The organism is Sphingopyxis sp., from assembly GCF_025869345.1.
Classification (GTDB): domain Bacteria; phylum Pseudomonadota; class Alphaproteobacteria; order Sphingomonadales; family Sphingomonadaceae; genus Sphingopyxis.
In genome coordinates this window covers 18,052-28,832 of sequence record NZ_JAOZVW010000132.1, presented here as the reverse complement: position 1 = coordinate 28,832, position 10,781 = coordinate 18,052, and the positions used below count along the sequence as shown (strand labels likewise).

At 66.5% G+C, this 10,781-nt stretch carries 10 protein-coding genes; 3 read left to right on the top strand and 7 right to left on the bottom strand.

Annotated elements, in window-relative coordinates:
• Nucleotides 1–198: 198 nt before the first annotated feature.
• From OJI97_RS14375 to OJI97_RS14365, 3 genes are all read right to left on the bottom strand, one after another.
• Entirely contained in the window at nt 199–2,037 is a 1,839-nt protein-coding gene (locus tag OJI97_RS14375; protein ID WP_297664568.1) for a M2 family metallopeptidase, read from the bottom strand.
• Between the two features lie 75 nt (nt 2,038–2,112).
• A complete protein-coding gene (locus OJI97_RS14370; protein WP_297664566.1) occupies nt 2,113–2,865 on the bottom strand; it encodes an alpha/beta fold hydrolase in 753 nt (250 codons plus the stop codon).
• Between the two features lie 263 nt (nt 2,866–3,128).
• Nucleotides 3,129–3,776 carry a 2-hydroxychromene-2-carboxylate isomerase gene (locus OJI97_RS14365; RefSeq protein WP_297664564.1) on the bottom strand — a complete coding sequence of 216 codons (648 nt, stop codon included), beginning with the start codon at nt 3,774–3,776 and terminating at the stop codon, nt 3,129–3,131.
• Nucleotides 3,777–3,908: 132 nt separating this feature from the next.
• Here OJI97_RS14365 and OJI97_RS14360 point away from each other — a divergent pair, with 132 nt between their 5' ends.
• From OJI97_RS14360 to OJI97_RS14350, 3 genes are all read left to right on the top strand, one after another.
• Nucleotides 3,909–4,349, top strand: coding sequence for a MarR family winged helix-turn-helix transcriptional regulator (locus OJI97_RS14360; RefSeq protein WP_297664562.1), 441 nt, complete (start codon nt 3,909–3,911; stop codon nt 4,347–4,349).
• On the top strand, nt 4,349–5,467 hold the full coding sequence (locus tag OJI97_RS14355; protein ID WP_297664560.1) for an HlyD family secretion protein: 1,119 nt from the start codon (nt 4,349–4,351) through the stop codon (nt 5,465–5,467). The genes OJI97_RS14360 and OJI97_RS14355 overlap by 1 nt, the downstream gene beginning before the upstream one ends.
• A 210-nt stretch (nt 5,468–5,677) precedes the next feature.
• Nucleotides 5,678–7,270 carry a DHA2 family efflux MFS transporter permease subunit gene (locus OJI97_RS14350; RefSeq protein WP_297664558.1) on the top strand — a complete coding sequence of 531 codons (1,593 nt, stop codon included), beginning with the start codon at nt 5,678–5,680 and terminating at the stop codon, nt 7,268–7,270.
• Nucleotides 7,271–7,343: 73 nt separating this feature from the next.
• Here the strand turns inward: OJI97_RS14350 and OJI97_RS14345 are convergent, their stop codons facing one another.
• The 4 genes from OJI97_RS14345 to OJI97_RS14330 form a co-directional block, all read right to left on the bottom strand.
• Nucleotides 7,344–8,081 carry a DUF4336 domain-containing protein gene (locus tag OJI97_RS14345; protein ID WP_297664556.1) on the bottom strand — a complete coding sequence of 246 codons (738 nt, stop codon included), beginning with the start codon at nt 8,079–8,081 and terminating at the stop codon, nt 7,344–7,346.
• Between the two features lie 44 nt (nt 8,082–8,125).
• Complete coding sequence (locus tag OJI97_RS14340) at nt 8,126–8,905, bottom strand: arginine deiminase family protein (protein ID WP_297664554.1); 780 nt, start codon at nt 8,903–8,905, stop codon at nt 8,126–8,128.
• 108 nt (nt 8,906–9,013) lie between these two features.
• Complete coding sequence (locus OJI97_RS14335; protein ID WP_297664552.1) at nt 9,014–10,039, bottom strand: aspartate-semialdehyde dehydrogenase; 1,026 nt, start codon at nt 10,037–10,039, stop codon at nt 9,014–9,016.
• 41 nt (nt 10,040–10,080) lie between these two features.
• Nucleotides 10,081–10,701 (bottom strand): DUF1287 domain-containing protein, encoded by a 621-nt coding sequence (locus tag OJI97_RS14330; RefSeq protein ID WP_297664550.1) that lies wholly within the window; start codon nt 10,699–10,701, stop codon nt 10,081–10,083.
• Between the last annotated feature and the right edge of the window lie 80 nt (nt 10,702–10,781).

Below are 10,781 nucleotides of genomic sequence, written 5' to 3'. Positions count from 1 at the left end.
TTCGTCATTCCCGCGAAAGCGGGAACCCAGAGTGGGGTCAGCCGACGCACGCTCTGGGTTCCCGCTTTCGCGGGAATGACAAGGGTGAGGAAACAGCAGCTTCCCACCCCAATACCGCCGGACCCGAATTTCCAGCCCAGACCCAAAAAGGACCGGGAAGCGCCCTTCCCGGTCCCTTGTTCCCGTCGCCCGCCGGCGTCACCAGCCCGACGGATGCCCCTTATTCTGTTCGTCGAGCCACTTCTTCAGCGGCGCGAAATAGTCGGCCATCGCGCGGCCCGACATTTCGCGGCTGCCGGTGAAGGCCTCCAGCGCGTCGGGCCACGGCTTCGACGCGCCCATTTCGAGCATCGCGTTGAGTTTCGCGCCGACCGCCTTGTTGCCATAGAAGGAGCAGCGGTGGAGCGGCCCCTTCCAGCCCGCCTGCTTGCACGCCGCCTGATAGAATTGGAACTGCAGCACGCGCGCGAGGAAATAGCGGGTGTAGGGGGTGTTGCCCGGAATATGATATTTGGCACCGGCGTCGAAGGCATTCGCCGGCCGCGCGGCGGGGGGCGTGATGCCCTGATATTGCAGGCGGAGGTCGGTCCACGCCTTGTTATAGTCGGCGGGCTTGATCGACCCGTCGAACACGCCCCAGCGCCAGCGGTCGACGAGCAGGCCAAAGGGCAGGAAGGCGACCTTGTCCATCGCCTGCCGCAAGAGGAGGCCGATATCCTTGTCGGCGCTCGGCACCTTCGCCTTGTCGAGCAGGCCGATGTCGACCAGATATTGCGGGGTGATCGACAATGCGACGAAATCGCCGATCGCCTCGTGGAAGCCGTCGTTCGCGCCGTTGAGATAGAGGAACGGCTGCTTGTTGTAGGCGCGCTGGTAATAATTATGGCCGAGTTCGTGGTGGATGGTGACGAAATCGTCGGCATTCACCTTGATGCACATCTTGATGCGGACGTCGTCCTTGTTATCGACGTCCCACGCCGAGGCGTGGCACACGACCTCGCGGTCGGCGGGTTTGAGGAACTGGCTGCGTTTCCAGAACGTCTCCGGCAGCGGCGCGAAGCCGAGCGAGGAATAGAAATTCTCGCCCGCCTTGACCATGTCGAGCGGCTTCTTGCCCTTTTCCTGGAGCAGGTCGCCGATGTCGTAGCCGAGGTCGCCGGTGCCCGGAGGCGCGACGAGCGGGTAGATATTGCCCCATTCCTGCGCCCACATATTGCCGAGCAGGTCGGCGCGGATCGGGCCGGTCTTGGGCTGCACCGCGTCGCCATATTTCTCGTTCAGTTTCCAGCGGACATAGGTATGGAGCGCGACATAAAGCGGCTTCATGTCCTGCCAGATCTTCTCGGTCAGCTTCGCGAATTCCTCGGGCGGCATATCGTAGCCCGAGCGCCACATCGCGCCGGTGTCGGCGAAGCCCAGCTCCTTCGCGCCTTCGTTCGCGATGCCGACCATCTTGGCGTAATCGTCCTTCATCGGCGCGCCGACATTGTCATGCCAGCTCGTCCACATCTCGGCATATTCGGCGGGCGTATGCTTCAGATTGCCCATTTCGGCCTCGATGTCGGAGCCCGAGATTTCCTTGCCGTCGAGCGTGCCGCGCCCCTTGCCATATTGCGATTGCAGGTCGGTCGCGATCGTGTTGAGCTCGGCCGCGGCGCCCGGCGTCGTCGGCGCGGGCAGGACGATGCCGGTGCGCAATATGTCGAGCTTGCGCTTCGTGTCGGCGCTGAGCCCCGCGACATTCATGAACTTGGCCGCCTCGAGCGCATATTTGACCGATTTTTCGGTGCCGATCGCGTTGATCCGCGCCGCCATCGCGTCGGTATCGTCGGTGATATAGGTCGCATTGACCCAGTTCACCTGGCTGCCCTCGACCGTATAATCGAACAGATCCTTCTCGACCGCGGCGATGAAGGCGTCGGCGTCCGCGGCGGTCGGGGCCGCGGCAGACGCGGCGGCGGGGGCCGCCTGGGCAAGGGCGGGGGCCGCCGCCGCAAGCGACAGGGCCAGCGACAGCGTGGAAATCATGGCTTTCATGGGGTGGATCCTCTTGGACAAGGGTGCGCTCTCAGGGCGCGATGGCGCGCAATCTGGACCGCGCGGCGGGCAGGGTCAAGCCGCGAGGAAGGCCGCGATCGCCTCACCCAGCTCGGGCCGCGTCACGCTCGACATATGGGTGCCGGGGATCGTGCTGAGCCGTGCGTCGGGCAGCGCCGCGACCAGGTCCCCGGCCGAACCATTGTCCTGATCCTGATCGCCGCAGACGACCAGAGTCGGCATCGTCAGCGCCGCCAGCATGTCGGGTGTCGTGTCGGTGAAGCTGTCGAGCAGCAGGCGCGCCGCGACGCGGTCGATCTTCATCGTCTTCATGAACTGGATCGACATCCAGGTGTCGTCGCCGCGCTTCGCGGTGTCATAGTCGGCGATGACGCGCTGGAAGAATTGCCCGCGCTTCGCCCAGCCAGCGAGTCCCGCCAGCCCCATGCCGCCGAGGATCAGCCGCTTCGGCCGCATCCCCGCGACCACCGCGCGCACGCTGGTCCGCGCGCCGAGCGAAAAGCCGCCGAGGTCGAAATCGGCGAGATCAAGGTGAGCAACCAGATCCTCAAGGTCCTGCACCAGCACGTCGGGCGGATAATGCTCGGGCTCGTGCGGTGCGTCGCTCGACCCGTGAACGCGCAAATCGGGCATGATGACGCGGTAGCCCGCCTCGGCGACGCGCGCCGCGGTGCCGAACTTGATCCAGTTGACCTCGGCATTCGAGAACAGGCCGTGGAGAAGCAGGATCGGCGCCCCCGCGCCCATTTCGCGCCACGCCAGCCGCACGCCGTCGCGCGCGTCGAAAAATTGCGGTTTGATGGTCATGACCTGCCTTTATGCGCGGAGGCGGGGCGAGGGCAAGATGGGGGATTTTTCGCGCAGAGGGCGCGAAAGAAGAGGAAGGGTTCACGCGGAGACGCGGAGACGCGGAGGAAGAAGATTCGGGCCGGCAGGCCCTTTTCTATCCCCCAAAGCTCGGCCAAAACGACGTAGAAGGGTAAAAGCCGCTTCGCGGCGAGCGCAATCTCTCCGCGTCTCCGCGTCTCCGCGTGAACCGACAACCTCCGCACCCCTGCGCGAATCTCGCCCTATCGCGCCCGCAGCCCCTTCTGCTCCATCCGCCATTTCGCCAGTTCGATGCGGTCCTGTCCGAAGAAGGGCTCGCCATCGAAAACCAATGTCGGCACCCCCCAATGCCCCGCGATCTCGAGCGCGAGCTGGTTCGCGGCGATTTCGGTGTCGAGCGACTCGGCATCCTGAACCGCTTCGGCATCGAGTTCGGCGAGGTCGAGGCCCGCGCGCTGCGCGGCGCCGGCAAGATGATCGCCGAGATGCCAGTCCTGCGCACCGCCCCAGATGAGCTGCGCGACCTCGTGGCAGAAAGCGAGGCTCTTGCCGCGCCGCGACGCCGCCTGGCCGAGGCGGGTCAGGCGGTAGATATAGGGCTGTTCCGCCGCGATCGCGCGCGTCGTCACATTCTGGACGATCGGGTCCGGGCGCGGCGGGCCAAAGGGGATGCCGTGGAACTGCGCGACGCGGATCATGTCGCGCATCGTATAGCTCAGCCAGTTCGGGTGATTGCGCTCGAAGAAATCGGGCTGGCGGATCGCGAGCGGATAGACCGGGCGCAGGTCGATCGTCAGCTCGTGGCTCGCCGCGAGCGCGCGATAGCGGCCGATCGCCAGATAGGAATAGGGCGAGCGAAAGGACCAGAAAAGGTCGGCGGTCAGGGTCATGGCACGCATAGTGCCGAAAATAACGGGCGGCGCAAGCACCCCTGTCGGGAGATTTTACACCATATCAGATGTTTCGCAGATGCAGCAAAGTTGCGATTGAATATAATAGCATCTGCTATTATATGCGCCGCCATGAACGAGACGATCGGCTTTCTGCTGAACGACAGCGCGCGGCTGTATCGCCGCGCCTTCAACGCGCGCACGAAAGCCAGCGGGATCACCGCGCTGCAATGGCGGCTGATCACCTATCTCAAGCGGCACGAGGGAATCCGGCAGGGCCCGCTCGCCGAACTGATCGAGGTCGAGCCGATCACCCTGTCGCGGATGGTCGACCGGCTCGCCGAGGCCGGGCTGGTCGAGCGCCGCGCCGACCCGACCGACCGGCGCGCCTGGCGGCTCCACCTGACCGCGCGCGCCGCCGACCTGCTTCTCTCGATCCGCCGCACCGCCGAAGTGCTGAACGACGAAGCCACCGAAGGCCTGACCCCCGCCGAACGCGAGCAACTCGCCGCGCTCGTCGAGCGGGTGCGCGCCAACCTCTCCCGCCGCGAATGCCTGAAAGACGCCCTGTAATGGACCAGATCTCCCCTTCCCGTACCAAGGCCGAGGACGCACGGCCGAAGACGCTGCCCAAGGCCGATCCGGTGCCGGAGGCTGCGGCGCCCCCCGCCACCGAAGCCGAGACGGAGGAGAAGGCATCGTGGCGCACCCGCGCGCTGATGTTCGGCGTGCCGCTGCTGCTCGCGGTCGCGGGCGGCGCCTGGTGGCTGACCAGCGGCGGATCGGTGTCGACCGACAATGCCTATGTCCAGATGGACAAGGTGTCGGTCGCGGCCGAGGTCGGCGGGCTGATCACCGAGGTCGCGGTGCGCGAGGGGCAGGAGGTCGAGAAGGGCCAGCTCCTCTTCCGCATCGACGGCCATCCCTATGCGCTGACCGTCGCACAGGCGAGCGCCGCGATCGACGCCGCCAAGGTCGACGTCGGCAATCTGTCGGCCAGTCTCGCCTCGACCAGCGTCGACATCAAGGCGGCACAGGAAGCGGTCGGCTTCGCCGAATCGAATTTCGCGCGGCAGGCGGCGCTGATGGAAAAGGGATTCACCACCAAGGCCGCCTATGACGCCTCGAAGCACGCGGTCGAACAGGCACGCGCCAGCCTCGGCCAGGCGCGCGCCGACGCGGCCGAAGCGCGCGCCAAGCTCGCCACCGGCGCCGGCGGCGTCAATCCGCAGGTCGAGGCGGCGAAGGTCCAGCGCGCGCAGGCCGAGGTCAATCTGGGCCGCACCGAAGTGCGCGCGCCGAGCGCCGGCCGCGTCGCCGAGTCGGATCGCCTCCAGCTCGGCCAGATGATGGTCGCGGGGCTTCCCGCGGTGACGCTCGTCGACACCGCGCATCCGTGGGTCGACGCCAATTTCAAGGAAACCGACCTCGCCCATATGTGCGCGGGGCAACGCGCCGAAATGCGCTTCGACGCCTATCCGGGCCTCGTCGTGCGCGGCCATGTCCAAACGATCGGCGCGGGCACCGGCAGCGAATTTTCGGTCCTGCCGGCGCAGAATGCGACCGGCAACTGGGTCAAGGTGACGCAGCGCGTTCCCGTCCGCATCGCCTTCGACGAGGTCGCCAGGCGCCCGATGATCGCGGGCCTGTCGACCGAGGTGAAGGTGATCACGTCGGACGGCTGCAAATAAGCGGACGCCGATGATGCGCCAGCCCCTGCCCCGCCATCGCCCTCTCCCCTTCAGGGGAGAGGATAGCGAAGCTTGTTCCGAAGGAACTAGCGCAGCTTGGAGAGGGGCTGACCGTGCGCCATTCCCCTCTCCAACTTCGGCTAGCGAGCAAGCTCGCAAGCCTGCATATCCTCTCCCCTCAAGGGGAGAGGGCCAGGCGCCGGGATACTGATGGCCAGCCGCGCCCTTCCCCGCCGCCGCGCCGCGCCCGCGGCGACGGTCGTCCACGAGGGCCGCCCGCTCTACGAGCAGGTGCGCTATCGCGGCCTGCTGACGATCGCGGTGATGGGCGCGTCGGTGATGCAGATTCTCGACACGACGATCGCCAACGTCGCCATCCCGCATATGCAGTCGAGCCTCGGCGCGACGAGCGAGACGGTGAACTGGGTGCTGACCAGCTATATCATCGCCTCGGCGGTCGCGATGCCGATCACCGGCTGGCTGGCCGACAAGGTCGGGCGGCGGGCGCTGTTCCTGAGTGCGGTGATCGGTTTCATCATCGCCTCGATGGCGTGCGGCGCGGCGCAGAATCTTGAGGAGATGGTGATCTTCCGCTTCCTCCAGGGGGTCAGCGCCGCCTTCATCGGCCCCCTGTCGCAATCGGTGATGCTCGACATCAACCCGCCCGAGCGCCACGCGCGCGCCATGTCGATCTGGGGCATGGGGATCATGGTCGGGCCGATTCTCGGTCCGATCATCGGCGGCTGGCTGACCGAATCGGCCAATTGGCGCTGGGTCTTCTACGTCAACCTGCCGGTCGGCGCGCTCACCTTCGCGCTGATGTGGGCGCTGCTTCCCGCAACGGGGCGGCAGAACCGCAAATTCGACCTCTTCGGCTTCTCGATGCTGGCACTCGGCCTCGCCTCGCTTCAGCTCATGCTCGACCGCGGCGCGCAGAAGGACTGGTTCGACAGCCTCGAAATCTGGATCGAGACGGGAATCTCGATCTCGTGCCTGTGGATGTTCGTCGTCCACCTGCTCACCGCGCGCAACACGATGTTCGACCGCCGGATGCTCGCCGACCGCAACCTCGCCACCGCGCTCGGCTTCATGGTCGTGATCGGCATCGTCATGTTTTCGTCGATGGCGTTGCTGCCGCCGATGCTCCAGCGGCTGTTCGACTGGCCGGTGATCGACACCGGCTGGGTGCTCGCGGTGCGCGGCATCGGCATATTGCTCAGCATGTCGGTCGCCGGGCGGTTGATCGGCAAGGTCGATGCCCGCTGGCTGGTCGGCAGCGGCCTGTTGATCGCCGCTTATTCGCTGTGGCAGATGAGCCACTGGGCGCTGATGATGGGCGCGTGGCCGGTGATCGTCAGCGGCCTCGTCCAGGGGCTCGGCATGGGGCTGGTGTTCATCCCGCTCAACACCATGGCCTTCGCGACGCTCGGTCCCGCCTGGCGCACCGACGGCGCGAGCCTGCTCAACCTGTTCCGCAGCGTCGGCGCCTCGGTCGGCATCTCGGTCGTCACGACGCTGCTCGGCAGCAACACGCAGACCAGCCACGAAGATCTGGTCGCGCATATCACCAGCGGCTCGGTATCGATGATCGACCCCTCGACCTCCGACCGGCTGGGCCAGCTCGGCGGCAGCGTGATGGCGATGGTCAATGCCGAGATCAACCGGCAGGCGGCGATGGTCGCCTATATCGACAATTTCTGGGCGATGATGTGGGTAACGCTCGCCTCGGTCCCGCTCGTCATCCTGCTGCGCCCGCCAAAGCCCGGCGGCCCGGCGGCATCGGCCGCCGACATGGGGCATTAAAGCCGATAGTCCTGAACGGGGTGGAGAGTGGATATTTCCCCTCTTCGTGAAGGATACCGGCCGTTACCCACCCTCACCTCGCCCAGCGCAGCGCCCGGCGCAGTTCGGCGGCACCGTCCGAAGCATAGGGAAGCCCGTGCGCCATCACCACGCGCTCGCAGGGCCAGGCGAGGATCGCCGCCACCGCCGCGCGCACCGCGCGCCGCTTCGGCCAGAAGGTCAGGCGAAGGTCGATCGGCGCCTTGCCGTCGGGATGCGCCGCGCCCGACAACCGCACAAGCCAGCGATAGACGGGATTGACGATGCGCTGCGGCTCGAAATTCTCGATCAGGTCGGTCAGGATCGCGGTGCGCGATGCGCGGTGGAAAAAGACCGCTTCGGTCACCGCCGTGCCGGGAACGAGCACCGTGCCGATCTCCTCGCGCGGCCACGGCGCGCCAGCGCCGTCGAGCACCGCGTCGATACGAAAGCCCCGCTTCGCCTTTTGGGCGAGCCCCGGCACCGCGGCGGTCTTCGCTCGCGGATAGCGCTGCTGCCAGTCGGCGACGAACCAGTAATGAAGGCTGTTGGGGGCGACGAGCCACGCGACCTCGCTCAGCCCGTCGATCGCGTCGAACAGCGCCGCATCGGGCGCGACCGGCGAATGAACCCACAGGCGCCCGTCGCCCAGCCGCACCAGCGTCATCCGCGTCGGAAAAGGGATCGACGCCGGGCCATAGTCCATGCGGATTTCCGGCCCATCGACGATCCAGATAGTCTCGCCGAAGGGTTTGGGGACGTTGAGCGGCGCATAGGGGCGAAAGCCGGCCATCGCCTTTTCTACCACCCCCGCCCGCCGGGTTCAAACGCCGCCGCTCACCAGCGCAGCGACATGCAGCTCAGCCCCGCGTCGATGCGCGCGATCTGGTCGGTCGCCATCGGCCGGATGGCGACCCCGCGCGCGGACAGCAGGGCGTGGGTGGCGGACCAGCGCGCGCCGACGAGAATCGTGTCGCCGATGCGCAGCAGATTGGCCGCCGCTTCCTCGCCCGCCGGGGTCTCGACGACCGTCAGCCCGGCGAACTGCGAACAGCCCGCGAGCGCGGGAACCGCGAGGATCGTGGTCTCGTCGATCAGCCCGCAGCCGGTCTTGAAATGAAGCACGCCGGGCGGAGTCTCGGCGATCTCGGCGCGACGTCCGAGCGTTTCGAGCAGCACCGCCAGTTCCTCGGCGCCCGCGCGGTCGGTGCGCGCGGACAGGCCGATGATCACGCGGTCGGCAAGACGCAATATGTCGCCGCCGTCGGCATGGCCCGGCCCCGTCATTGCGAGCAGGCGCGCGTGGCGCGCCGCGAGCGCTGCGCGGATATGCTCGACCTCGCCCGCGCGGGCTCCTGCGCCGGGGCGCAGCAGGATCGCACCTTCGGGAAAGGTCAGCGCGACATCCTCGGTAAACAGCGCGTCGGGGAAGTCGTCGAGCGGCGGCAGAACGTCGACCGCGAGCCCCAGATCGCGCAGCGCCGCGACATAGGCGGCATGTTCGGCGGCGAGCCCGGCGAAATCGGGATCGGGGCCGCCCCCGGCGCGCAGGCCCTTGACCGCCGATGGGGCGGGGGCGCGGCAGAGGGCGTGGGTGAAGGCGAAGGGACTGGTCATGCACTCCCTTATCCGTTCGCATCGAGCGAAGTCGAGATGCCGTGAGGACAAACACCAACGATGGGTGTCTCGACTTCGCTCGACACGAACGGGATTTGGAGAGTCGCTTTACCCCTTCTTGAGGTGCCGCCGCCCCAGCAGTTCGGCGATCTGCACCGCGTTCAGCGCCGCGCCCTTGCGGAGGTTGTCGCTGACGCACCAGAGGTTGAGGCCGTTGTCGACGGTCGGATCGTCGCGGACGCGGCTGACGAAGGTCGCGAAATCGCCGACCGCTTCGACGGGGGTGATATACCCCCCGTCCTCGCGCTTGTCGTGGAGCACGACGCCCGGCGCCTCGCGCAGGATGCGCTGCGCCTCCTCGGCGGGCAGTTCGTCCTCCAGCTCGATGTTGATCGCCTCGGAGTGGCCGACGAAGACGGGGACGCGGACGCAGGTCGCGGTGACCTTGATCTTCGGATCGAGGATCTTCTTGGTCTCGACGACCATCTTCCATTCCTCCTTGGTCGAACCGTCGTCGAGGAATTTGTCGATGTGCGGAATGACGTTGAAGGCGATCTGCTTGGTGAACTTGGTCACGTCCTTCTCGTCGCCGACGAAGATCTGGCGTGTCTGGTTCCAGAGCTCGTCCATACCCGCCTTGCCCGCGCCCGACACCGACTGATAGGTCGAGACGACGACGCGCTTGATCGTCGCGGCATCGTGCAGCGGCTTGAGCGCGACGACCATCTGCGCGGTCGAGCAGTTCGGGTTGGCGATGATGTTCTTCGCCGTATAGTCGTCGATCGCGTCGGGGTTCACCTCGGGCACGATCAGCGGTACGTCGGGGTCCATGCGATAGAGCGAGCTGTTGTCGATCACGACGCAGCCCGCGGCCGCGGCCTTGGGCGCGTGGATCGCGGTCGCGTCGCTGCCGATCGCGAAGATCGCCATGTCCCAGCCCGACCAGTCGAAATTCTCGATATTCTGGCATTTGACGGTCTTGCCGGTATCGCCGATCTCGACCTCGTCGCCCTGGCTGCGCGACGATGCGACCGCCGCCAGTTCGTCGTAGGGAAATTCGCGCTCGGCGAGAATGGCGAGCACTTCGCGCCCGACATTGCCCGTGGCCCCGGCGACAACGATACGATAACCCATTCACTTACTCCTTACGCGCAAGAATTCGGTTGAAACGATAATCAGACTTTCCAGCGGAAATGGCCGGTCAGCGGATGCGCGAACAGCGCATCCTCCTCGCGCGTCCCGCCGCCGATATTGTGGATGACCAGCGGAACGCCGACCGTGTTCTTCCGGTCCGACACGATGCTGGTGTGCGGCAGGCGCCCGCCGACCCTCTGGGTGAAGATGTCGCCCGGCCGCCAGTCGGCCGGATCGTCGCTCACCGGAACCGCCGCCTTCTGCCGCCGCCAGAAGGTCGCGAGATTGGGAACGCGGCGGTGGTCGATATTGCGGTCGGGGCGGCCGAGCCCCCAGTTCTTCGGATAGGCGCCGAAATTGGCGCGCATGTCGGCGTTTACAAGGGCTTGGAGATCGAGCGCCAGCGCGTCGCGAAAGGCGCGGATCACCACGTCGGTGCAGACGCCCTTGACGCGGTCGACGTCGCCGTTCGGGAAGGACAGCACGGTATAGGCGGGATCATAGCGCAGCGTAACGCCGATCTGCCTGCGCGCAGCAGCAACCAGCCGCTGCGCCTTGGTCGCGGCCATCGCCTGCCCCGCAAAGCCGAGCGCCCCAAAGCACAGCCCCGCGCCGAGGAAGGCGCGCCGTGTCGGCAGAAAGGGAACGGACGGCTGGATCAATTTCGCTTTGCCCAAATGAAAACGACCGGCTCTGCCTGTTGGCGGAACCGGTCGTTTTTGAAAGCTGTTTCGGCTTTATG

What these genes read in the sequence shown, in the direction of transcription:
- OJI97_RS14375 (WP_297664568.1), bottom strand. Translation starts at nt 2,037, where the DNA reads ATGAAAGCCATGATTTCCACGCTGTCGCTGGCCCTGTCGCTTGCGGCG.
- OJI97_RS14370 (WP_297664566.1), bottom strand. Translation starts at nt 2,865, where the DNA reads ATGACCATCAAACCGCAATTTTTCGACGCGCGCGACGGCGTGCGGCTG.
- OJI97_RS14365 (WP_297664564.1), bottom strand. Translation starts at nt 3,776, where the DNA reads ATGACCCTGACCGCCGACCTTTTCTGGTCCTTTCGCTCGCCCTATTCC.
- OJI97_RS14360 (WP_297664562.1), top strand. Translation starts at nt 3,909, where the DNA reads ATGAACGAGACGATCGGCTTTCTGCTGAACGACAGCGCGCGGCTGTAT.
- OJI97_RS14355 (WP_297664560.1), top strand. Translation starts at nt 4,349, where the DNA reads ATGGACCAGATCTCCCCTTCCCGTACCAAGGCCGAGGACGCACGGCCG.
- OJI97_RS14350 (WP_297664558.1), top strand. Translation starts at nt 5,678, where the DNA reads ATGGCCAGCCGCGCCCTTCCCCGCCGCCGCGCCGCGCCCGCGGCGACG.
- OJI97_RS14345 (WP_297664556.1), bottom strand. Translation starts at nt 8,081, where the DNA reads ATGGCCGGCTTTCGCCCCTATGCGCCGCTCAACGTCCCCAAACCCTTC.
- OJI97_RS14340 (WP_297664554.1), bottom strand. Translation starts at nt 8,905, where the DNA reads ATGACCAGTCCCTTCGCCTTCACCCACGCCCTCTGCCGCGCCCCCGCC.
- OJI97_RS14335 (WP_297664552.1), bottom strand. Translation starts at nt 10,039, where the DNA reads ATGGGTTATCGTATCGTTGTCGCCGGGGCCACGGGCAATGTCGGGCGC.